Annotated in this window: 24 protein-coding genes and 1 tRNA gene; 7 read left to right on the top strand and 18 right to left on the bottom strand. The window is 66.9% G+C overall.

The genetic code is table 11. From position 1 onward, the window contains the following. Positions 1–4 precede the first annotated feature (4 nt). Both Aple_RS37095 and Aple_RS37100 read left to right on the top strand, forming a co-directional pair. On the top strand, positions 5–961 hold the full coding sequence (locus Aple_RS37095; RefSeq protein WP_155349430.1) for a UDP-glucuronic acid decarboxylase family protein: 957 nt from the start codon (positions 5–7) through the stop codon (positions 959–961). Further along, complete coding sequence (locus Aple_RS37100; RefSeq protein ID WP_155349431.1) at positions 958–1,866, top strand: glycosyltransferase; 909 nt, start codon at positions 958–960, stop codon at positions 1,864–1,866. Before Aple_RS37095 ends, Aple_RS37100 begins: the two co-directional genes overlap by 4 nt. Here the strand turns inward: Aple_RS37100 and Aple_RS37105 are convergent. From Aple_RS37105 to Aple_RS37135, 7 genes are all read right to left on the bottom strand, one after another. After that, positions 1,845–3,848, bottom strand: a complete 2,004-nt coding sequence (locus Aple_RS37105) for a WD40 repeat domain-containing protein (RefSeq protein ID WP_170321857.1) — start codon at positions 3,846–3,848, stop codon at positions 1,845–1,847. The two genes, Aple_RS37100 and Aple_RS37105, sit on opposite strands and share 22 nt — an antisense overlap. A gap of 14 nt (positions 3,849–3,862) precedes the next feature. Beyond that, on the bottom strand, positions 3,863–4,732 hold the full coding sequence (locus Aple_RS37110; protein WP_155349433.1) for a hypothetical protein: 870 nt from the start codon (positions 4,730–4,732) through the stop codon (positions 3,863–3,865). Continuing rightward, a complete protein-coding gene (locus tag Aple_RS37115) occupies positions 4,729–5,085 on the bottom strand; it encodes a hypothetical protein (protein ID WP_155349434.1) in 357 nt (118 codons plus the stop codon). The genes Aple_RS37110 and Aple_RS37115 overlap by 4 nt, the downstream gene beginning before the upstream one ends. 71 nt (positions 5,086–5,156) lie before the next feature. Continuing rightward, positions 5,157–5,789 (bottom strand): AAA family ATPase, encoded by a 633-nt coding sequence (locus tag Aple_RS37120; RefSeq protein ID WP_155349435.1) that lies wholly within the window; start codon positions 5,787–5,789, stop codon positions 5,157–5,159. 19 nt (positions 5,790–5,808) lie between these two features. Further along, a complete protein-coding gene (locus Aple_RS37125) occupies positions 5,809–6,309 on the bottom strand; it encodes a TrmH family RNA methyltransferase (RefSeq protein ID WP_246265016.1) in 501 nt (166 codons plus the stop codon). Positions 6,310–6,430: 121 nt separating this feature from the next. After that, the gene (locus Aple_RS37130) at positions 6,431–6,937 is read right to left on the bottom strand and encodes a flavoprotein (RefSeq protein ID WP_155349437.1); all 507 of its coding nucleotides are present in this window, start codon (positions 6,935–6,937) and stop codon (positions 6,431–6,433) included. 12 nt (positions 6,938–6,949) lie between these two features. Continuing rightward, complete coding sequence (locus tag Aple_RS37135; RefSeq protein ID WP_155349438.1) at positions 6,950–8,044, bottom strand: sugar ABC transporter substrate-binding protein; 1,095 nt, start codon at positions 8,042–8,044, stop codon at positions 6,950–6,952. A 184-nt stretch (positions 8,045–8,228) separates the two neighbouring features. Here Aple_RS37135 and Aple_RS37140 point away from each other — a divergent pair, with 184 nt between their 5' ends. The 4 genes from Aple_RS37140 (at position 8,229) to Aple_RS37155 (ending at position 11,834) form a co-directional block, all read left to right on the top strand. Further along, complete coding sequence (locus Aple_RS37140; RefSeq protein ID WP_155349439.1) at positions 8,229–9,188, top strand: LysR family transcriptional regulator; 960 nt, start codon at positions 8,229–8,231, stop codon at positions 9,186–9,188. 84 nt (positions 9,189–9,272) lie between these two features. Then, positions 9,273–10,724, top strand: coding sequence for a S1 family peptidase (locus Aple_RS37145; protein WP_155349440.1), 1,452 nt, complete (start codon positions 9,273–9,275; stop codon positions 10,722–10,724). 131 nt (positions 10,725–10,855) lie between these two features. Next, positions 10,856–10,929 (top strand) — tRNA-Ile (locus Aple_RS37150). Positions 10,930–11,084: 155 nt separating this feature from the next. Next, positions 11,085–11,834 carry an enoyl-CoA hydratase/isomerase family protein gene (locus tag Aple_RS37155; RefSeq protein WP_155349441.1) on the top strand — a complete coding sequence of 250 codons (750 nt, stop codon included), beginning with the start codon at positions 11,085–11,087 and terminating at the stop codon, positions 11,832–11,834. 41 nt (positions 11,835–11,875) lie between these two features. Here Aple_RS37155 and Aple_RS53805 read toward each other — a convergent pair whose 3' ends face one another. Beyond that, on the bottom strand, positions 11,876–12,235 hold the full coding sequence (locus Aple_RS53805; RefSeq protein WP_218038693.1) for a hotdog family protein: 360 nt from the start codon (positions 12,233–12,235) through the stop codon (positions 11,876–11,878). Positions 12,236–12,684: 449 nt separating this feature from the next. Here Aple_RS53805 and Aple_RS53810 point away from each other — a divergent pair, with 449 nt between their 5' ends. After that, the gene (locus Aple_RS53810; RefSeq protein ID WP_218038694.1) at positions 12,685–12,873 is read left to right on the top strand and encodes a hypothetical protein; all 189 of its coding nucleotides are present in this window, start codon (positions 12,685–12,687) and stop codon (positions 12,871–12,873) included. Positions 12,874–12,896: 23 nt separating this feature from the next. Here the strand turns inward: Aple_RS53810 and Aple_RS37165 are convergent, their stop codons facing one another. From Aple_RS37165 to Aple_RS37210, 10 genes are read right to left on the bottom strand one after another with little or no spacing between them, the layout of a single operon-like run. Further along, the gene (locus tag Aple_RS37165) at positions 12,897–13,763 is read right to left on the bottom strand and encodes an HpcH/HpaI aldolase/citrate lyase family protein (protein ID WP_246265017.1); all 867 of its coding nucleotides are present in this window, start codon (positions 13,761–13,763) and stop codon (positions 12,897–12,899) included. Next, positions 13,741–14,952 carry an acyl-CoA dehydrogenase family protein gene (locus Aple_RS37170; protein WP_155349442.1) on the bottom strand — a complete coding sequence of 404 codons (1,212 nt, stop codon included), beginning with the start codon at positions 14,950–14,952 and terminating at the stop codon, positions 13,741–13,743. The genes Aple_RS37165 and Aple_RS37170 overlap by 23 nt, the downstream gene beginning before the upstream one ends. Before the next feature lie 43 nt (positions 14,953–14,995). Next, complete coding sequence (locus Aple_RS37175) at positions 14,996–15,451, bottom strand: MaoC family dehydratase (protein WP_155349443.1); 456 nt, start codon at positions 15,449–15,451, stop codon at positions 14,996–14,998. Next, entirely contained in the window at positions 15,448–16,659 is a 1,212-nt protein-coding gene (locus Aple_RS37180; protein ID WP_155349444.1) for an acetyl-CoA C-acetyltransferase, read from the bottom strand. The genes Aple_RS37175 and Aple_RS37180 overlap by 4 nt, the downstream gene beginning before the upstream one ends. A 35-nt stretch (positions 16,660–16,694) precedes the next feature. Continuing rightward, entirely contained in the window at positions 16,695–17,435 is a 741-nt protein-coding gene (fabG, locus tag Aple_RS37185; protein WP_155349445.1) for a 3-oxoacyl-ACP reductase FabG, read from the bottom strand. A 40-nt stretch (positions 17,436–17,475) separates the two neighbouring features. Next, entirely contained in the window at positions 17,476–18,693 is a 1,218-nt protein-coding gene (locus tag Aple_RS37190) for a CoA transferase (RefSeq protein WP_155349446.1), read from the bottom strand. Positions 18,694–18,724: 31 nt separating this feature from the next. After that, positions 18,725–19,495: an SDR family NAD(P)-dependent oxidoreductase gene (locus tag Aple_RS37195; RefSeq protein WP_155349447.1), complete on the bottom strand. Its 771-nt coding sequence runs from the start codon at positions 19,493–19,495 to the stop codon at positions 18,725–18,727. A 10-nt stretch (positions 19,496–19,505) separates the two neighbouring features. Next, positions 19,506–20,390, bottom strand: a complete 885-nt coding sequence (locus tag Aple_RS37200) for an NmrA/HSCARG family protein (RefSeq protein ID WP_155349448.1) — start codon at positions 20,388–20,390, stop codon at positions 19,506–19,508. Positions 20,391–20,418: 28 nt separating this feature from the next. Continuing rightward, the gene (locus tag Aple_RS37205; RefSeq protein WP_218038695.1) at positions 20,419–21,645 is read right to left on the bottom strand and encodes a CaiB/BaiF CoA transferase family protein; all 1,227 of its coding nucleotides are present in this window, start codon (positions 21,643–21,645) and stop codon (positions 20,419–20,421) included. Further along, the gene (locus Aple_RS37210; RefSeq protein ID WP_170321858.1) at positions 21,645–22,409 is read right to left on the bottom strand and encodes an enoyl-CoA hydratase/isomerase family protein; all 765 of its coding nucleotides are present in this window, start codon (positions 22,407–22,409) and stop codon (positions 21,645–21,647) included. Before Aple_RS37210 ends, Aple_RS37205 begins: the two co-directional genes overlap by 1 nt. Between the last annotated feature and the right edge of the window lie 53 nt (positions 22,410–22,462).

The following is a 22,462-nucleotide window of genomic DNA, read 5'->3' on the forward strand; positions in this document are numbered from 1 at the left end:
TCATATGCGCTTGGACCCGACCCGCGTGCTCGTCACGGGCGGCGCCGGTTTCATCGGATCGACCCTTTGCGACCGGCTGCTGCGCGACGGCTGCCAGGTCGTCTGCGCCGACAACTTCTCCACCGGCCGCGAGGCGAACATCGCCCACCTGCGAGCCGCGCCCGGCTTCCAGCTGATCACGGCCGACGTGGTCGAGCCGCTGGAGATCCCCGGCCCGATCCACGAGATCTTCCACCTGGCCTCCCCGGCCTCGCCGGTGGACTACCAGCGCCTGCCGCTGGAGACGCTGCGCGTCGGATCCGCCGGCACCGACCACGTGCTCGCCCTGGCCCGCGCCAAGAACGCGCGCTTCCTGCTCGCCTCCACCTCCGAGGTGTACGGCGATCCGCTCGAACACCCGCAGCCGGAGTCGTATCTGGGCAACGTCAACACGGTCGGCCCGCGATCGGTCTACGACGAGGCCAAACGGTACGCGGAGGCCCTAACGGTGGCCTACCACCGCGCGTACGGCACCGACGTCGCCATCGCGCGGATCTTCAACACGTTCGGCCCCCGGATGCGGCTGGACGACGGCCGGGTGGTGCCCAGCTTCATCGCGCAGGCGCTCGCCGGGCGGCCGTTCTCGATCAACGGCACCGGGAAGCAGACCCGCTCCCTCTGCTACGTCGACGACATGGTGGACGCGCTGCTGTCGCTCATGCGCTCGCCGCATCGCGGCCCGGTGAACCTGGGCAGCACCGACGAGATGGCCGTCCTGGACATCGCCGGGCTGATCGCCGATCAGACCGGCAACCCGCTCCGGTTCGTGTACGCGCCGCTCGGCCAGGACGACCCGGAGAAACGCCGCCCGGACACGAGGCTGGCCCACCGGCTGCTCGGCTGGTCTCCGGCCGTCGGCATCCCGGAGGGCCTCGCCCGAACGATCAACTGGTTCCGTACCGACCTGGGGAGTTTTCGATGAAATGCAGCGTGGTCATTCCGACGTACAACCGCGAGGAACTGCTCCGCCACACCCTCAACTCGCTCACCCGGCAGACCCTGCCTTCGGATCAGTTCGAAGTGCTGATCGGGGACGACGGATCGAGCGATGGCACCAAGGCCATGGTGGACTCCTTCCGCGACCGGCTCAACCTCCGCTACTTCTTCCAGGAAGATCTCGGCCACCGGGCCGCTCAGGCCCGCAACCTCGGCCTCTCCCAGGCGTCGGCGGACATCACCGTGCTGATGGACGCCGGCGTGCTGGCCAGCACCACCTTCCTGGACGCCCACCTCGCCAGCCACGCGAGCTCCGACGTCCCGCTCGCCGTCTGCGGCTACGTCTACTGCTTCAACCTCGACAACGAGGACGCGATCCTCATCCTCAAGGCGATCGACTTCGCCAACCCCGACGCCACCATCGCCAAGCTCGAGCGCACCGGCCAGTGGCTGGACGTCCGCGAGATCTTCTACGCCAGGTACGGCGACGACTTCGCCGACCTGCCCGCGCCCTGGCTGAACTACTGGACCTGCAACGTCTCCGCCAGGACCGCGCAACTCCACGCGGTCGGCATGTTCGACGAGGAGTTCCGCCGCTGGGGCGGCGAGGACCTCGACCTCGGCTACCGCCTGCACCGCGACGGCGCCCGCTTCGTCCTCAACCGCGCGGCGACCGCGATCCACGTGCCGCATCCGAAGAGCTTCGACGGCAACAACGATCAGGCGGCGGAGAACTACAGGTACATGGCGCGCAAGTACGGAACGCCGATCATCGATCTGCTGCCCCGGATCGGGGAGCTCAACTTCTTCGAGCTCAACGACATCATCCGGGAGCTGGGGCTGCCGCAGTGCAACGACTACGTGGCGGCTCAGGGGCAGATCTCGGGGTAGTTCCGGTCCGGCAGGTAGGACTGGAGGTCGAGGGGTGGCGGGAAGCGCCTGGCCAGGGCGCAGAGTTCGGCGGCCGGGTCGGGGGTCAGGGCGGGGTTCCACAACCGCCTGGTCCCGGCCGGGCCGCCGCCGGTCAGTTCGCGTCCGTCGGGGCTGAAGGTGACCGTACGCAGGGCGCGGCCGAGGGGGGAGCCGAGTTGTTTGTGGGTGGTCAGGTCCCATAGGCGGATATTTCCGGCGGCGGTGGCGAGGGTGTCGCGGCTGAACGCGATCGAGGTCACGGGGGTCGTGTGGCCGACGAAGGGCGGGCCTATCGGGCGTTTGTCGGTGATGTTCCAGAGGCGTACGGTGCCGTTCTCGGTGCCGGTGGCCAGGTGGGTGGGGTCGCCGGGGTCGAAGGCGAGGGCGGAGATGCCGCTCGCCTGGGCGAGGGTCAGGTCGATCGGGGTGCCGGTGGTCACGTCCCACCAGCGGATCGTGTGGTCGTCGCCGCCGGAGACGAGATGGCGGCCGTCGGGGGAGTAGGTGAGGGTGTTCACCTGGCCGATGTGGCCGGTGAGGCGTTCGTGGAGCTGGCGCTGGGTGCGGGCGTCCCAGAGGCAGATGCTGTTGGCGGTCGCGGTGGCCAGGCCCTGGCCGTCGGGGCTGAAGGCGACCGCGTTGACGGCTCCCGGGCGGCAGGCCATGGGGGAGCCTGCTGGTTTTCCGGTATTCATGTCGAAAAGCTGGGTGCGGCCGGCGGTGTCGCCGACGGCGATGGTGGTGCCGTCGGGGCTTGGCGTGCTGGTGCTGGCGCTGCTGCTTTCGGGGGTGGGGATCTCCGGATTGACGGCTCCTGAGGCGATGTTTCCCGGGGGGATGCTTGCCGTGGCTGCCGATGGTCGTGGGGTGGTGGTTATCGGTTCGCCGCTTAGTTTGCGGGTCAGGGAGAGGTCCCAGACGCGGATGACCTCGTCGTCGCTGGCAGTGGCCAGCCACTGGCCGTCCGGGCTGATCGCCAGGTCTCGCACGGTTCCGGCGCGGAAGGGTTCGGCCAGGGGGACGCCCGCTTCCAGGACGTGCACCGCGCCGTTTCGCTGGGCGGTGGCGAGCAGGTTTCCCCTCGACGCGAGGGCCACGAAGTCGCCCTTGATCGGCCGGTGGGTCTGTTGCCGGGTCCCGAGGTCCAGCCGTCTCAGCGTTCCCTGCAGCGTGAACGCCATTTTGCCCTGATTTATCGTGACAGGGCCTGGTCCGCCCGCGACCCGGCCGATCAGGCGATGCGTGCGGGCGTTCCATATGCGCAGGACGCCCGCGTTGTCGTATGTGGTCATGATTCTGCCGTCGAAGGTCAGGTCGCGGAGGCCGCTCGGGTGGCGGGGGAACGCGCGGCCGAGCTGGCGGCGGGTGGTCATGTTGATCAGGCGGGGCACGCCGTTCTGGTCGCCCACCGCGAGGACACGCCCGCGGGGGTCCGGTGCGACGATCGTGCCGCGGATCGGCTTGCCGACCTGCTTCTCCCCGTTCCAGATCCGGATCGTGCGATCCCGGCTCGCGGTGATCACCCGGTCGTTCGCGGCGAACGTCACCTGCGTGATCGCGCCCCGGTGTCCCCTGATCGGCTGACCCGTCGCCTGGGAGGAGCGCGCGTCCCAGATCCACAGCGTGCCGTCCGCGCCGCCGCTGGCCAGCAGGGTTCCGTCCCGGTTGTACGCCACCGCGTACACGCTGTTGCGATGCCCTCGCAGTACCGCGGTCAGCGGGCGGGTGAGTGCGGCCAGCAGGCCCCGGTGGGCCTCCGGGGTCGGCGCGGACCGCCAGGCGGCCACCGCCAGCAGCCGGGACATCGCCGGGTCGATCGCGGCGACGTTCTCGCTCTGCGCGGCCAGCCGTACGGACTCGACCCGGTCGCGCGCGGTCAGCACCTCCCGGGCGGCCACCACGGCGCCGGAACCGGTCGCCAGCAGCAGCACCGCCAGCACCGCCACGCGCAGTCCGTTCATTCGTCGAGCCCCCATCAGGGATCCGTCAGCTCGATGAAATCCTTTCTGACCAGCCGGGTGACCGCCAGTCCGGTCTCCCGGCTCAACGGGCCTTCCGCGTCTAGTTTGAGGTGTGCGGCCAGGTCTAGGGCGTACAAATCGATGGCGGATTCCAGCAGCGAGCCGAATGTCTCAGCGGCTCCCCTCGCTCGTACCCACGCCGTCACGCAGGTGACCAGCGCGACAATCGCGGCGGGCCACCAGAACACGGCCACGGGGAGGTAGAGCAGCCCCCACGCCATCAACCGGGCGGCGGCGGCCAGACTCTCGTAAGCCATCCCGATCTCGGTTCGCGCCTCTCCGGGCAGCACCAGCCACAACCGGGGCCAGACCCCCGCGAGATCCAGATCGTAGGAGCGCAGCACCCGCTGATCGACCGCACGCAACCGGTCCCCGATCCACATCGGCCGGGCCGAGGGGACCAGGCAGATGGCATTCCTGGCGTTGACGAGATCCGCGAGACCGGCGAGCCTTTCCTCCTCAATGGCGCTCATGACCTCGGCTTGGGCGTGCTTCCAGCGCCGTTCCCTGCGCCGCGTCAGCCACACCAGCGGCGCCCGCGCCCCCCGGGCCGTCCACAACCGCATGATCGCGACCCCGCAGGCGGCCGCCGCCAACCCCCACCCTGCGGACACGGCCAGCACCCCGCTCGCCGCCACCGCCAACTGCGCCGCCGTCGCCGTCCCCGTCAGCCAAGCCGCCAGATCGAGCGCACCCAAGGCGTTCCCGTGCCCGAGCCTGACCCCGGCCACCCACGCCGCCACCAGCAGGAACCCCGGCAGCAGAAGCAGCGACAGCCACCGTTCCGCGACCTTCTTCCCCAGTTCGGCGAAGAACCCGGTCACGTGGTCAGCCGCAGCACGCGCATCGGCCGGTCAAGGAGCGTGCAGACTTCCCCCGCCCGCCAGACCCGCCGATCACAGGCCCCCGTCGGACAGGCCCAGAACTCGATCACCGGATGCCCGCCACCCAGCCCCGGCACCGGCTCGAACCCCCGGGTCCCGCCCGTCCCCGCGTCAACGCCGAGAGCCGCCAGCGCGTCGTCCAGAGCGTCCAGATCACCCTCACCGGGCGATCCACCCGCCCGAACCACCCCGACCACCCGGTCGAGCAACACCGCGGCGTCCGTGCCCGCAAGGAAACCAGCCAGGTCATCCCCATGCAACTCACAGATCCGGGCGATCCGCTGAGAGATCATTCCGCTCCTCCGCGCCGGTGTCGAGTGCCCATGATGACCGCATCCTCACACCTCCATCAAGGCGACCCGGATCAGTCGAAACGTATGTGGTTGACGCCTATCCAGGCCCGGCGCAGATACCCCCGAACCGCGTGGTCCGTATTGGGGGTGAGGGTCAGTCCGGCGGAGTCGGCGATATGGTCGGCGACCTGCGGGATCGTAAGGCGATCAGTCCACACGTGTTCGGCGAACTCCGTCTCGCGCAGCCGCTCCAGGCAGAGGTCGAGCTTCGCTACGGCGAAACTCTCCCGGCGCAGGGGCGCGTCCTTCCCCGCGATGAACCCCACAGCATGTCCGAAACCACGCTCACGCAGCCGTCGCAACACCGTTTCCCGACCGGCCAGCAGCGCGAAATGCCGCACATCATGACCACGCTCCCGAAGCCGCCCCACGGTCTCCCGAAAATAGTCCGGCTCCACGACCGTCATCGGCACGATGACCGTCCCACCATGCTCCGCGAGCGCCAGATCCAGCACCTCGTACACGCCCTGCCGCCAAGCCCGAAGATCCTGAAAATCCCCCCGCAACCGCGGCGGCATCATCCGCCGCAGCCCAAACCCAACATGTTCAGGATCACAGACAACACTCCCCGGCAACCTCCGCCGAATCTCGTACGCGGTCTGCGTCTTCCCTCCACCAAAGGGCCCATTAATCCACAAAAGCATGCCCAAACCCTACGAGTGCCTATACGAAACCGGCGAGTTTGTAGAGTACGAGGGAACCGGCGACGGCGACGTTGAGGCTGGCTCCTGTGCCGATCATGGGGATTTCCACGACGGTGTCGAGGAGGTCGAGGGCTTCTGGGGGGATGCCGTCGCTTTCGTGGCCCAGGACGGCGATGGTCGGCCGGCGGGCCATGGGCAGGTCGGCCAGGTGGATGGCGTTGTCGGCCAGTTCGACGCCGAGGATGTGGGCTCCCGATGCGCGTTGTTCGGTCAGCCAGGTGACGGGATCGCGTACCCAGTGCACGCACGCGGGTTGCCGGAGCGTGTTGCCCCGTGCCAGCGCTTCGGGGACCCACGGCAAGCGCGGCACGGCCAGGCACGCGCCGGCCGCGTCGCAGGTGCGGAGCAGGGTGCCCAGGTTGGCGCTGTGCAGTGGCCACAGCGGGGCCGCGTACAAATGATTGAGGCACTGTGGCGGACGTCTGCGGCGCTGGCGGCGCAGATCCTTGCGCGTTCGCACGTGGATGGCGCTCATGCGTGAGCGCGGCACGCTCCCGCGAGAGGGCAAATGTTCATGTCGAAGGCGTTTTCATCGGCACGCCCGGACCATCGACGACTGCTTTGGATCAGGATCCTACGCTCTATGAGGTCAATTCGGCGAGAACCTCAAGCGTCCGGCTCCACGGGCAGTGGGGTTCGGATTCCTCTGGGTCGATGAGGACGCGGACGCCTTCCTCGCGTAGGTCGCTCACCGCGCGCAGGAACGGGATACGAGTGGCCAGCGCGGTCTGGACGAAGGGGAGGACGACGACGGGGATGCCGAGGCCGGGAGCTTCGGCGAGGAGCCCGAGGGCGTAGGTGTCGGCGATGCCCCGGGCGAATTTGTTGATCGTGTTGTAGGTGGCGGGGGCCACGATGATGGCGTCGGCCCGGGCGGGTTTGGGTTCGTCCGGCTTGCGGTAGCGGCTTCGAACGGGGCGGCCGGTCTGCTGCTCCAGGGCGGGAACGTCGATGAAGTCGAGTGCGGACGGGGTGGCGACGATCTGGACGACCCATCCCTCGGCTTGAGCCAAGGTCACCAGCCGGCAGACGTCGGCGGCGGGTCCGGCGGCGCACACGATGAGGTAGAGGACCTTGCCTGTGGTCATGCCGTGACGATCTCACGTCAGCCCGGTGGACTCGCAGGCCTCCTGCACGTTCTTGGGGGCGCAGATCTCGGTCACCGTCCAGAAGCCGTCCCGTACCACGGTGTCCTTGATGTTGTCCCTGGTGACCACCATCGGGGCGATGATCATCGCGGGGATGCGGCTGACCGTGTCGTTGCTCACCGTGCTCGGCGCCTTGACCGGCCGGCCGGCGGCGAGATCGATGGCCATCCGCACGGCGCTCTCCGCCTCCGGCTTGATCGGCTTGTAGATGGTCATGGTCTGGGTGCCGAGCAGGATCCGCTGGATCGCGGCGAGATCGGCGTCCTGGCCGGTCAGCGGGGTGCCCTTCGGGACGCCCGCGGTCTTCATGGCGTCCGCGATGCCCCCGGCCATGCCGTCGTTGGCGGAGTACACCCCGATGACCCGGTCCGCGCCGAGCGTGGCGAACGCGCCGCTCGCCTGGATCTTGGCCCGTTCTGGGCTCCAGTCAGGGGTGTCGTATTCCCGGCCGATCATCACGTGGCCATCCAGGACCTGGTGCGCGCCCTTCTTGAAATCGCGCGCGCTGGGATCCTCGGGCGAACCATTGATCATGACGATCGGGCCTCGGAACGGATTCCCGCCTGCCCTCAGCGCGTCGAGCAGGGCCTGGCCCTGCATCTTCCCGACCTCGACGTTGTCGATGGAGCTGTAGGCGTGGATGGGGCCATCGGCCAGCCGGTCGTACGCCACGATTTTGACGCCCTGCTGTTCGGCCTTCTTGACCGAGGGGGCGATGGCCTCGGCGTCCACGGCGTCGAGGATGAGAACCTCGACGCCGGCGGCGAGCATCGCGTCGATCTGCTGCTGTTGCCGGACGGGATCTTGATTGGCGTTGTTGTAGACGAGCGTGCAGTTGGGGCAGTTCCTCTTGACGGCCTCGGTGATGTAGGGGCGGTCGAACTTCTCGTACCTGGTGGTCTCGGACTCGGGTAGCAGTAGGCCGATCTTGAAGCTTTCCTGGACGGGCGGGCGGCTCCGCTCGAATACGACTTCGGTCCTGCTGCTGGTGCAGGGCATCGGGGTGCATCCGGCGGCGCTCGCGACCAGGAGGGTGATCGCCGTCATCCGCCGCCAAATCCCCACAACGATCCCCCTTGTACGGCACCGCGCCCGTGAGCGCCCCTACCCGGTGAATTCCCAGGCCGTACGCCCCTCGACCGAGTCTTGACCCCCCGTTTCCGACTTGACTAGTCAGAATGTGTGACAAATCATCATTGCTGGAGTTATGCCGTAGTCATACGGTCTGGCTATGGACTTGGAGCTCCGCCATCTCCGCATTGTGCGCACGGTCGCCGAGACCGGCAGCGTCAGCAAAGCGGCCACCGTGCTCGGGCTGGCGCAGCCCGCGCTGACCGCGCAGCTCAAACGGATCGAGAGGGCGCTCGGGGGCGCCCTGTTCCAGCGTGACCACACCGGCTCGCGGCCCACCCCGCTGGGCGAGTTCGTGCTGGCCCGCGCGCAGGTGTTGCTGCCCGCCGTACGGCAACTGCAGGAGGAGGCGGCGCGGCTGGCCAACGGCGGCGAGCCAGGGCGGCGGTACCGGATCGGGGCGGCCAACGGGCCGATCCTGGGCGGCCTGGTGGACCGGCTGGCGCAGGCCGAACCGGACGCGGTCATCACCACCGCAACCTCGTGGTCCACCGGCGAACTGGCCACCAAGGTGATGCTCGGGCGGCTCGACTACGCGCTGATCGGTGTCTGCGGCGACACCCGGGCGCCCGGCGACGACGCCGTCTCGTGGGCGCTCGTGGCGATGGATCCGGTCTTCGTGCTGGTGTCCTCGGAGCATCCGCTGGCCGGGGAACGCGAGGTCGAGCTCGGCGCGCTCGCCGACGAGCAGTGGGCGGTCACGCCCGGCGACGGCTGCTTCGGCGAGTGCTTCGCGGTGGCGGCCACGCGCGCCGGATTCACCCCCGCGACCATCTATGAGACGGATGTGGCGACCTGCGTGCATCTGGTGCGGGTGGGGCGAGCCGTGGCGCTGTGTCAGGGCACGTTCCGGCTGAGCGAGGGCCTGGTCGCCCTGCCGATCGTCGGCACGCCGTTACGCTGGCGGCAGCTGCTCGGCTGGCATCCGGAGACGCCCGCCGCCGAGGAGGCCGCCCAGATCGTCGGCCACGCCAAGGCCGCCCACGAGGACGCGGCCAGGCAGAGCCCGGCGTACTCAAATTGGCTGGACCGAAATCATGGATATGGCACGGTGCCATAACTCCATGGCAGGGGACAACTGGTAGGTCCTCGCGGGGGATTCGCACCGTTACGTTGACGGCACTCCCACCCCCAAGGAGACCCGATGCGCAGCAGGCACATCCTGAGCGCGGCGAGCGCCCTCACCCTCGGCGTCGCCCTCATCCTCACCTCCACCCCCGCCATGGCCACCTCGGAGAAACCCGCGCCGACCATGGTCCAGGCCCTCCAGCGGGACCTGAACCTCACCGCTGAGCAGGCCGAAACCCGGCTGCTGAACGAGAAGCGGCTCGGCAAGGTGGAAGGCAAGATCCGCACCACCCTCGGGGACCGGTTCGCCGGATCCTGGCTCAGCGGCGACGCCGCCACCCTCACCGTCGCCGTCACCGACGCCGGCGCGGCCTCCGCCATCACCGCGTCCGGCGCGAAAGCCGAGGTCGTCACGCGTACCCTCGCCGACCTGGACGCCGTGAAGGCCCGCCTGGACGCCGTCACCGCCCCCGCCACCGTCCCCGGCTACTACGTCGACGTGCGCGCCAACACCGTCGTCGTGCTCTCCCGCGACCAGGCCGCCGCCGAAGCCTTCGTCGCGGCCAGCGGCGTCGACGCGGCCGCGGTCCGCATCGAAGCCTCGCAGGAGCAGCCGCAGCCGTACTACGACTTACGCGGCGGCGAGGCGTACTACATCAACAACAGCGGACGCTGCTCGATCGGCTTCTCGATCACCCGTGGCACCACCAACGGCTTCGTCACCGCCGGCCACTGCGGCACCGCCGGCGCCTCCACTCAGGGCTTCAACCGGGTAGCCCAGGGCACCTTCCAGGCCTCCTCCTTCCCCGGCAACGACTACGCCTGGGTCGCCGTCAACGCCAACTGGACCCCCCGCCCCGTCGTCATCGGCTCCGGCGGCGGCACCGTGAACGTGGCCGGCTCCAGCGCCCAGGTCGTCGGCGGCTCCATCTGCCGCTCCGGCTCCACCACCGGCTGGCACTGCGGCGTCGTCCAGCAGCTCAACGCCACCGTCACCTACCCCCAGGGCACCGTCACCGGCCTGACCCGCACCAACGTCTGCGCCGAGCCCGGCGACTCCGGCGGCTCCTGGATCTCCGGCGACCAGGCCCAGGGCGTCACCTCCGGCGGCTCCGGCAACTGCACCTCCGGCGGCACGACCTACTTCCAGCCGGTCAACGAGATCCTCTCCGCGTACGGACTGACGCTCGTCACCCAGGGCGGCGGAGGCGGCGGCACCTGCTCCGGCTACGCCAACACCTACACCGGCTCACTGACCAGCGGCGCGAACGTCTACCTCCCGAACAACTCCTACTACCAGTCCACCGTCTCCGGCACCCACCGCGCATGCCTCGACGGACCTTCCGGCGTCGACTTCGACCTTTACCTGCAGCGCTGGAACGGCAGCGCCTGGGTCGCCGTTGCGAGCGGCACCAGCTCAGGCCCTGACGAGACCGTCACCTACAGCGGCACCGCAGGCTACTACCGCCTCCGCGTCCACGCCTACAGCGGCTCCGGCGCCTACTCCGTAGGCTCGACCCGCCCATAACATCCCACCCACGCCGCCGCCCGGGACCCGGGCGGCGGCGTCTTTATACGCCTCTCCCATGACAAAAGTTGATCTCACCTACCATCCATACATCCCCCTGCCGCCAAAGTTGTGAGAGACTCCACCATTGCGGGGCGGTAGCTCAGCCGGTCAGAGCATCGGACTCATAATCCGTGGGTCGTGGGTTCAAGTCCCACCCGCCCTACTCCGCCACACCCCATCCAACCTGGGTTTTTCGGTTCTCCTTTGTCTTGGGACCGACAGAATTGTATGCAGTCGTATCCATTGACACACCATGGTGTGGTGATGGTAGCTTTCCTTGTTCGGCAGAGACAGTCCGCCTGCGAGAGAGGCTGAGCCGTGGACCACAAGGGAATCCGCTACGAGGTGAGCGACGGCATCGGCCGGATCACGCTAAGTCGGCCAGAGGTCCGGAACGCGTTCACCCTCGAGATGATCGATAAGTGGATCCAGCACCTTGAAGAGGCCAGTAGCGACCCTGCCGTCCGGGTTATCGTCCTCACCGGGGAGGGGTCGAGTTTCTGTGCGGGTGCCGATCTCAAAGAGATCTTCGAGCACGATGAGACCCCGCTTCACCGCAAGGACCGGCTCGCCAACCACATCCAGCAGATTGGCCTGATCACCAGTCGGATCGACAAGCCGGTGATCGCCGCAGTGAACGGCCCCGCGATCGGTGCGGGGATGGACATGGCGCTGCTGTGTGACATCCGCATCGCCTCAACGACAGCACGGCTCGGCGCCGCCTACGTCAAGGTCGGAGTCATGCCGGGTAATGGCGCCGCCTACTACCTGCCACGAATCGTGGGCACGTCGAAGGCTCTGGAGCTGCTCCTCACGGGAAAGAGCGTCGAAGCCGAGGAGGCATTGGCGCTTGGCATCTACTCCCAGGTGGTCGAGCCGGACGAACTGCCCGGGGTGGTCGACGAGCTCGCCGGGACGATCGCCTCCTACCCGCCCGTCCTCGTCCAGATGATCAAGCGGACCGTCAGGCACTCTGTGACGAGCACTCTTGAGGCGTCGCTCGACCTGGTGTCGTCTGCTGTGGCGATTGTGCACACGAGTCGGTCCGCTCTCGGTGGTCCAGCCTGATGCGCTGACGGCGCACGGTGAGCAGCCCGGTGGCGGCGTCGTCACGCATGGCCCACCACCGCCGTGAATTGCCAGTCGAGCACGGCGCGGGTGTTCGACTCTTGAGCCGTTCCGATCTCGTCCGCGCTCACCCGCAGACGCATGTCCACCGCGTCGAGGTGCTCGACGCCGAGTGCTCGCACCGCCTGGACCTCGATGCTCGACCTGAGGGTGTCACCCTCGTAGACAGGTCCGACGTGGTCGCATCGCTTCCAACTCGAGATCGTGACGAGCGACGGAACGGTCCGATTGAGCTGAGCCGCGGCCAGTGCGATTGTGTGGCCGCCGTACACCAGACGTCGACCGCCGGCCGCTCTGGCGTCGTGGTGCACGCTGGCGATGTTGAGCGTGAGCCTTGCCAACTCGGGAGCATTGGAGACGACGTCACCGCCGACGACCTCAACAATGTCCCCCGGTTCGAGTCTGCGGCCGTGGCCCAGCGGCTGCGTGTGCCAACCCGCGAACAGACCATCGACGGCCGGCGGGATGGCGTCGCTACCGATTGCGTCGAGGTCATCGTCTTGCCGGTTGGTTTTTGGCCGCGCAACGGAAGCATCGCGCAGCGATAGAAGTCGAGGACGGATCGTCCATCCTGGTCAGAGGTCATGATCCGAAGCGCTGCCAGCCCTGTTGGCTTACGTCCTTCTCTGCGCCGGTTCTCACGCAGACCGACGACGGTCGTCCGCGTTTCCAGCGTGTCGCCGAGATGCGGCAGTCGATGGAAGGCCAAACCACGATAGAAGAGGTTCGCCTTCACGTGGTGCGTGGCCAGTGTCGACTGCCCGATGGCGACATCCCACACCAGGACCGGATGAGCCAACGCGGGTCGGCCCGTGACGCGCTCGGACAGCCGGTGGTCGAGCGAGAGCGCCAAGCGGTCCCCGACGATCGCTCGGTGGTGTGTGGCCAGTGCCTCGGTAAGCGTCACAGCGGGTGCGGCAGCCATGACCTGGCCGAGGGCGAGCTCATCGAAGTACGGCCCTTCGGCTCGCTGCGGTGAGGAGCCACTCTCATCGATCGCCATCATGAGAGGGAGGCCAGGATCCGGCGGGCACGCAGGGCAACCGCTTCGTCGATCATCTGGCCGTCCCGGGCAAGCACACCGGAACCTGCCGCCTCCAATGCTTGGACGACTTCGGTCGCCCAAGCGATCTCCTCCACTGTAGGAGCGAACGCCGCGTTGACGAAGCCGAGTTGCGCGGGATGCAAGACCCACTTCGCGTCGAATCCCGCTGTCCTCGCGCGGTTGACAGACGCCCGGAACACCTCATCGTCGTGCACGCCCAGCCAAGGTCCATCGACAGCCCTGATCCCGACGCTACGGGCGTGCCAGAGCACATGCTCATGGGCAGGGCCCCAGAGCTCGGCGATAGGGTCCCTCCCGAGGTCGGCCGCGAGGTCCGCGTAGCCGATCACGAGTGCTTCGGGGCGTGGCGCGCCGCGCACGATCTCAGCCAGGGAGGTCAAACCCCGTGCGGACTCGACAAGAGCCTGCAGTTCGATGGGTGGTCGCCCTGCACCCCCGTGTTCCTCGACCAGCCTGCCGACCATGGCCAGGTCGTCCGACGCCTCGACCTTCGGCACCATGATGCTGTGCGGAAGCCGCGGGAGTCCTGCCAACGCGACAACATCTGCCGCTATCCACGCCGATCTCGGGGCGTTGACCCGGACGGTGACATGGATGTCGGCTGTTACCGGGCCGCTCAGTGTGGACATGACGTTGTCGCGAGCCTCGTCCTTGGCACTGACGGCCACCGCATCCTCAAGATCGATGATCACTTCGTCGGCTGTGCTCGCAAGAGCCTTGGCGATCAGTCTCGGCGCGGACGCCGGCACGCTCAGGCAGCTCCGGCGCGGGTTGGCGAGTTCAGACACCACGTCCGGCTTCAATCGCGTACTCCTTCAACAGTGCGCGGCCGATGATCATCTTCTGGATGTCGGAGGTCCCCTCACCGATCAGCATGAACGCCGCCTCCCGGTAGAGCCGCTCGATCTCGTACTCCTTGGAGTAGCCGTACCCGCCGTGGATCGAAAACGACGCCTCGACGACCTCGTTGCAGTACTCCGAGGCCAGCATCTTGGCCATCCCGGCCTCGACGTCCATCCGCTTGCCCTGGTCCTTCAGCCGCGCGGCACGAACCATCATGGTGTGCGCGGTCTCGACCTTGGTCGCCATCTCCGCCAGCCGGAACAGGATCGCCTGGTGCTGAGCGATCGGCTTGCCGAAGGTCTGCCGCTGCTGGGCGTAGTCGATGCCCAGTTCGAAGGCACGGTTGGCGATCCCGCAGGCCCGCGCCGCCACGTTGACCCGGCCGACCTCGACACCGTCCATCATCTGGTAGAAGCCCTTGCCCGGCTCCCCGCCCAAGATCTGCTCGGCTGCGATCTTGTGCTTGTCGAACACCATCTCGGTGGTGTCGATGCCCTTGTAGCCCATCTTGTCGATCTTGCCCGGCACGATGATGCCCTGTTCGACGTCGCCGAAGCCCGGTGTCTTCTCCACCAGGAAGGTGGTGAGGTTCTGGTACGCCGACTCGGCGCCCTCGTCGGTCTTGGTGAGTACGGCGACCAGAGTCGACGTGCCGCCGTTGGTGACCCACATCTTGCTGCCCGTGATCTCGTAGCCGCCGTCGTCGAGCTTGGTGGCCTTCATCGACACCGCGGACACGTCGGAGCCGAGGCCAGGCTCCGACATCGAGAACGCGCCGCGCACCTCACCTGTCGCCATCTTCGGGAGGTACTTCGCCCGCTGCCCCTCGGTGCCGTGCCGCATGAGCAGGTAGGCCACGATGAAGTGCGTGTTGATCACGCCGCTGACCGACATCCATCCGCGCGCGATCTCCTCGACCACAAGTGCGTAGGTGAGCAGCGATTCACCGAGGCCGCCGTACTCCTCGGGGATTGTGAGGCCGAAGACGCCGAGCTCCTTGAGGCCGTCGACGATCTCCTGCGGATAGCTGTCGGAGTGTTCCAGCTCCTGAGCGACCGGAATGATCTGTTCCTCCACGAACTGGTGGACGACCTCGAGGATCTCCTCCTGGGTCTCCGTCAGTCCCTCGGTCTGGGCGAGGCGTGCCATATGTCGTCCTCCTAGTCGGGAAAGGCCGGAGTCTGCGCGCGCATCAGGCGATGACCAGAGTGATCGTCTCGGCCACGCAGGCCGGCTTGGGCGCGCCATCGGCGGTGATGGTGTATCTCGCCGTAACGAACGTCCCTTGTGGCGCGGGCCGCACGTCGATGAGCGTGGCGGTTGCGCGCAGGACGGAGCCTGAGCGGACCGGCGTCGGATACCTCACTTTGTTGGAGCCGTAGTTGAGGCGGGCGGCGCCGAAGTCCAGCCGGTAGATCTGCGACGCGAATCGGGGGAGCAACGACAAGGTGAGGTAACCGTGGGCGATGGTGCCACCGAACGCGCTCGACCTGGCCTTCTCCGTGTCGATGTGGATCCATTGATGGTCATCCGTCGCATCGGCGAAATCATCGATGCGGGTTTGGTCGACCAGGATTGCCTCGCTGACTCCCAGTGGCTCTCCTATCAACGCCCTCGCCTCATCGGCGGAAGCGATGATCCGCGTCATGACGTAACCCGTTCGAAGACGCCGGCGAGGCCCTGGCCTCCACCTATACACATGGTGAGAAGCCCGTATCGGCCCTCTCGCCGGTGGAGCTCTCGCGCCAGGGAGGCAAGCATGCGGCCTCCTGTCGCACCAACAGGATGCCCGAGGGATATGCCGGAACCGTGCGGATTTATTCGGTCCTCGGTGTATGAGACGCCCCATTGGCGCAGGACTGCGATGACCTGGGCGGCAAACGCCTCGTTCAGCTCGATCACATCCATGTCAGCGATGCTCAATCCAACCCGCTCCAACACTCGTGCGCTGGCCGGCAAGGGTCCCAGGCCCATGCGGTCCGGGGCGACGCCTCCGACACTCCACGAGAGCATCCGCACCAGCGGAGTCAGCCCAAGCCGTTCGGCCTTCTCCATCGTCGTCACGATGGCCATCGATCCGGCGTCGTTCTGGCCACTCGCGTTCCCGGCGGTTACCGTGGCTTCCGGGTCGCTCTGGATCATCAGGGGCCTGAGCCCGGCCAGCGAGTCAAGGCTGGTATCCGCGCGCGGATGCTCATCAGCGACCAGCAACCCTTCGCCCGAGCGCGTTCGCACCGTGACCGGGACGATCTCCTCGGCGAGGAGGCCGTCCTGCTGTGCGGCGATCGCTCGTTCGTGGGACTGCAGCGCAAGTTCGTCCTGTTCCTCGCGCGAGATGCCGAAGTCACGACGGAGGTTCTCAGCCGTCTCAATCATGCCGCCGGGAACAGGGTAGAAACGTCCCCCCGCGGTCTGCCGGCCGCGAACCAAGCCGTCATGGATCTGGACTCCGGTGCGGGCCCCGCCCCATCGCATGTCATGTGAGAAGAACGCGACATTGCTCATCGACTCCGCGCCGCCCGCGAGCACAAGGTCGCTTGCCCCAGCGGCCACCTGCATGACCGCACTGACGATGGCCTGCATCCCCGAGCCGCACCGGCGGTCAACCTGCTGTCCGCCGACCGTTACCGGAAGTCCCGCGTCGAGGGCGATCACGCGGCCGATCGCCGGAGCCTCGGCTGTCGGGTAAGCATGCCCGACGATCACGTCATCCACTGCGTCCGGTTCGAGTCCGGTGCGTTCGAGCAGTCCCTTGACGGCGAAGACACCCAACTCGGATGCGCTTAAGGACTTGTACATGCCGCCGTACCCACCAATGGCGGTACGGACTGGTTCGCAGACCACGACGTCCCGCATAGCGACGCCCCTTTCGGTGATTCAGGCCGAGCCGGCTAGATGAGACGGCCGCCAGTCACTTCGGCCACCGTGCCGGTCATGTACGACGAGAGATCCGAGGCGTAGAAGAGGACCACCTTCGCCACCTCGTCGGGTTCGCCCGCCCGGCCCATCGGGATCTCGGACATCTTCTGGTCCCATGCCTTCTGCGGCATGGCCTCGGTCATCGCCGTACGGATCAGGCCTGGCTGCACCGCGTTCACGCGGACGCCCGCATGAGCGACTTCCTTGGCGGCCGCCTTGCTCAGGCCGACAATGCCGGCTTTGGCCGCCGAGTAATTGGTCTGGCCGATCATTCCGACCTTGCCGGACAGCGAGGAGATGTTCACGATGGAGCCACCACCACGCTCACGCATGATGAGCGACGCCTGCTTTGTGCCCAGCCAGCAGCCCTTCAGATGCACTGCGATGACCTGGTCAAACTGCTCCTCGGTCATGTTGCGCATCGTCGCGTCACGAGTGATGCCGGCGTTGTTGACCATGATGTCGAGCGCGCCGAACGCGTCGAGAGCGCCGGCGAGCAGAGCGGCCATCTCCTCGGCTTCGGTGACGTCGCACCTCAATCCCCGAGTGACGCCCGCACCCCCCAATTCCTTCACCGCGACGTCGAGCGCGTCCTCATCGAGATCACCGAGCACGACCCGAGCACCTTCGGTCACGAATCGCTTGGCAATCGCCAGACCGATGCCCTGCGCACCACCGGTGATCACCGCTGTCTTGCCGCCGAGGAGTCCCATGCTCCGCTGCCTTTCTTCTCAACCACGTTCCAGCTCAGGCTCACGCGACGCACCCGTCCGCGCGCAAGCGAGCGATGCGATCGGGATCGATTCCCAGTCCTGTGAGGACTTCATCGGTGTCGGCACCGACGACCGGTGCCGGAGCAGGACCGAACTGACGGCCGCCCATGACCAGCGGTGAGCCCGGCGCGAGGTAGTGACCGGCCCCCGGCTGCTCGATCTCCTGGAACAGCGGGTTCTGGCGCAGGACGGCCGCGTCGTCGGCGGCCAAGTCGTTGAACGTGCGGTAGGCCGACATCAGCACGCCCGTTGGCGCCAGGATCCGATCGATCTCGTTCCATGTCCGGCGTTCGAACCAGGTCTCCAGCAACCCCGAGATCACAGCCCGATAGCGATAACGCTGGGTCTCATCATCCAGGTTGGCCTGAACTGCTTTCTCGACTGCCTTGATCGCGTCTGTGAGTTCCGTTGCTTCGAGCAGCCGGCGCCAGTGGCCGAGCGTAAGCACGACAAGCATGAATCGCGTGCCATCGGAAGAGACGAAGTCCCGACCATAGGTGCCGTACACCTCGTTGCCCGACGGCCCACGGCCAATGCCATAGAGCTGCGCTTCGGCGAGGTAGCCGACCGCCCCGGCGGCCGCGAACGCCACATCCTCCAGAGCGACTTCGACTTGCTGGCCGCGCCGAGTTTCTCGACGCTCATGAACCGCGGCGAGAAGTCCGACGGCAAGGTAGAGGCCGGCGGCGATATCCCAGGCCGGCACCACGCTGTTGACCGGTGTCCCGCCCGAGCCTGGTCCGGTGATGGTGGGGAAGCCCGTCGACGCCTGTACTAGGTAATCGACGGCATTTCGTCCGTCTCGAGTCCCGGTCAGGAGCACGTGCACGAGGTCCGAGCGGCGTGCCTGGAGGTTCTCGAAGCCGAGATCTTCGTAGCGCGTGTTGTTGCTGATGACGACTCCGCCCCCAGGGTCGGCTTCGGGTCCGGCGGCGCAGATCAGGTCAGCGACCAACTCCCGCCCCTCGGCCCGGCGCAGGTCGACGGCAAGGTCTCGCTTGCCACCGTTCAAACCCGCCCAGTAAAGACTCGCGCCCTGTCGTCCGCGAGGCATTCGCGAACGATCCGGAGCGCCGCCTATCGGCTCCACTCGCACGACGTCCGCACCGAGCTGCCTGAGCACCAGGCCGCACAGGGGCGCGGCGACATAGCTGGTGAGTTCGACCACGCGCAGGCCGCTCAGCGGGCCGTTCATCATGTGTCTCCTTAGCTCGATCGCGCTGACACAATCAGCTGTTGTCGAAGAGGTGGTGCCCGCCGTCGACCACGATCGTCTGTCCCTGTACCCATGCCGCCGCGGGAGACGCGAGGAAGAGCACCACGTTGGCGATGTCTTCCGGCTGGCCGAGCCGGCCCGCAGGAGAGTCGGCGAGGACCCGCTGATAACCAGGATCGTTGTTCTCCTTGCGCTTCTCGTAGAAGTGCCCGGGAGCAGTGGTCGGGCCTGGCGCCACAGAGTTGACCCGGATCCCTTCGACCGCGAGTTTCTTGGCCTGGCTCTTCGTGTAGTGGACCAGCGCCGCCTTGATCGCCGCATAGGCCGGGGCGATCATCGACGGCTTGTACGCCGTCGTGGACGTGATGTGGATCAAGCTCGGGGACCCGCTCCTCCGGAGCCAAGGCAGGGCCGCCCAACTGGCCCGCAACGTCCCCATCAGGTCGGTCCGGATGGCTGCTCCCCAGCCATCCTCGTCGTCCGATCGGCCGAAACCGGAGGCATTGTTCACGAGCACGTCGATGCCACCCAGAGCGCGCGCCGCTTCTTCGATGTAGAGCTCGACGGCATCCTCGTCCGACAGGTCGCACACTGCCGTGTGGATGGCGGCGCCGGGAACGCGCTCCTCGATCCACGACTTGCTCGCATCCAGCGCGACCGCCTTGCGGCCGCAGATCGAGACCGCGGCTCCCGCGGCCGCGAACTCCTTCGCGATTCCACGACCAATTCCACGGCTCGCCCCGGTCACGATGACGCGATAGCCGTTGAGTCCGAAGTCAGCCATTCGTTCAACCTCAGTTCGCCGCACTCAGCAGCTTCTCACGATGACTGACGGCCCACTCGCGGAGGTCCGTGAGCGGCACGCCATAGCCTTCGAGCGCCTTCGGGTCGACCTGCCAACCGACGTCTTCCAGCCACCGCTGCGTGCCGGCCTTCGGTCGCACATCGGCAGCGAGCTGACTCTCATCCACCTGCCGGTAGACGATCTCCTGTTGTAGTGCTTCGGACAGCACCGAAGCCAACTCCATCATCGAGGGATAGTCACCGGCCAAATCGATCACGTGACCGGCGATCGCGTCAGGATGCGCGAAGGCGTGGGCGGCGAACGCGGCGATGTCGTCGACCGCGATCATGGCGATCCGCGTCTCAGGCCGTATGACGAACTCGATGCTCCTGCGGGCGATGGCGTGCCGAAAGGCATCGTCCAAGAACATGTCCATGAAGAAGGTGGGACGAAGCACGGTGGTGAGCGGGATGCCTGACGTCGTCAGATACTCCTCGATCCGGCCCTTGCTCTCGAAGTGCGCGACTCCCGTGGGCTGATCCGCTGAGGCGACCGAGCCGTACACGACATGACGAATGCCGGCTTCGCGGGCAATGTCGATCGCCGACTTGGCCTGGCGCTCCTCCTCGTCTACTCCACTTTCGTACGGCGTGGTGGTGAGATACAGCCCGGATGCACCTTGGAGCGCATTCCTGATCGACTCGCGGTCGCCAAGGTCGCACCGAACGACGTCCGCGCCAAGCGCAGCGAGCTCACGCGCGGAAGGCGACTCCGGACGGCGGGTCAGCGCTCGGACCTTTCGCCCAGCGCCGATCAATGCGCGGGTGGCTGCGCCACCCTGCCGGCCCGTCGCGCCGGTGACGGCGACGATGGCAGGGTCGGCTATCGAGGACACGTGTCAAGCCTCCTTCAATTGACGCGGACTAGATGACGCCATTGGTCCTCAACTGCTCGATCTGGCTGTCGTCGAAGCCGAGGACCTCGCGAAGGACTTCTCCGGAGTGCTCGCCCAACAGGGGCGACGGGGTCGGCGGAACCGGTCTGGACGCAGAGAACTGCACCGGACTTCCGAATGCGCGGATCGGGCCAAGGGTGGGATGCTCCATCGTCTGGATCATCTCCCGCTCGATGAGGTGCTTGTCCTCGAGCACCTCAGGAACGGTCAGAACCGGGGCGACGGGGATGCCCGCCTCCATCAGCTGGGTCACCACGGTCGCGCGGGGAAGCTCGATCGTCCATGCGCAGACCAGCTCGTCGACCTCAGCGCTTCTCGCCGCCCGACTGGTCATGGCGGCCAGACTCGGGTCCGCGCCCAGATCCGGTCGGCCCATCACGTCGCAGAGCCGCTGCCAATGCCTATCCGCAGCACACAGAATGGCCACGAACCCATTGGAGGTCGGATAGACGTTGTACGGCGAGACGCTCAGGGAACCATGCTGGTTGCCGGTGCGCTGGGGATGGCTCTCACCGTTGGTGAGATATCCGCTGATGTTCGATGTGAGGTACGGCAGCAGGGCGTCCTGCATGGAGACATCCGCACGCTGGCCCTCGCCGGTGAGGTCCCGCTGGTAGAGGGCGGCGACGACGGCCAGCGCCAGGTGGGTGCCACCAGCGAAGTCGGCGACCGCGACCCCCGCCTTCACGGGCGGCGTATCCGGAAAGCCGTTTGATGCCATGACCCCGGTCATCGCCTGAACGGTCAGGTCCATTGCGCCGAGTTGGGAGTAAGGCCCGCTCTGTCCGAAGCCGGTCGCGCTGGCGTAGATGAGGCGGGGATTGACGGCCTTCAGGGTCTCGTAGCCGACACCGAGCCTGTCCATCACACCAGGCGCGTAGTTCTCGATGATGACATCGGCGCGCTCCGCCAGAGAACGCAACACTTCCTTACCTTCATCCGTTTTCAGGTTGAGTCTCACGCCGCTCTTGTTCGTGTTCAGGAGAGTCAGAGCGATGGGCTCGACACCAGGAGGGGTACGGTGGCGCGTGAGCTCACCAGTCGGGGGCTCGATCTTGATGACCTTGGCCCCCAGCCGCGCGAGGAGAAAGCCGCAGTACGGCCCGCAGTAGATCTGGCCGAGCTCAAGTACCACGACCCCGTCAAGGGGTGCCTTAGCCTGCGGACCAGTTCGTCCGACGTCTGCGGTGCTCATCACTTCTGCTTCTTCGCAGCCATCTCGGCGCGGTACTTTGTGATCCAGGATTGGGTGTCAGGGTTCGCGAAGTTCATGCCGTACTCCATGAGACTGATCTGTACGCCTTCCTTGTGGGGATGCTGCAACCAGACCTCAAACAGGCGCTTCTGCGACGCCACAGCAGCTGGAGACCTGCCCAGCAGGTGCTTCTCGGCGAACTCCGCTGCGGCATCGCGGGCGGTGCCGGCGGGGACGACCCGGTTGAGAAAGCCCCACTCCTCCATCTGCCTGGCCGGATAGAAGCCGCCGGTCAGTAACATCTCTTTCGCGCGGGTCATGCCGATGTGCTGCTGCAGAAGCGATATGTCCATAACGCACGGCATGCCGACGTTGATCTCGGGCATGCTGAACGACGACTTGTCGGTCGCGATGCGGAAGTCGCATACCAGCGAGACGTCGAATGCGAGACCGACGCAGTAGCCCTCAATCGCAGCGATCGTCGGGATCTCCAGCGAGCGGATCGTGTCGAGGAACTTCGCGCCAATGCGGATGTGCGCCATCGAGGAGTTCAGGTCGAACCCGGAGAACTCTTCGACGTACATGCCGGCCGAGAAGTTGCCGTTCGCGCCCTGGAAGATCACGACCTCCGTCCCTTCGGGGCGCGTCTCAAGAGCCTCGATCACCGCCAGCAGGTCCTCGTCGCGGAGCGCGTTGATCTTGCCAGGACGGTCGAACGTGATGCACCGGATTGAGCCTTCGTTCTTGACCTTGACGATCGTCATCTTGTCCAGCGGTCCCTCTCGCGTCGACAACGCCACACCATCGTAGCCTATTG

The organism is Acrocarpospora pleiomorpha, from assembly GCF_009687885.1.
GTDB lineage: Bacteria > Actinomycetota > Actinomycetes > Streptosporangiales > Streptosporangiaceae > Acrocarpospora > Acrocarpospora pleiomorpha.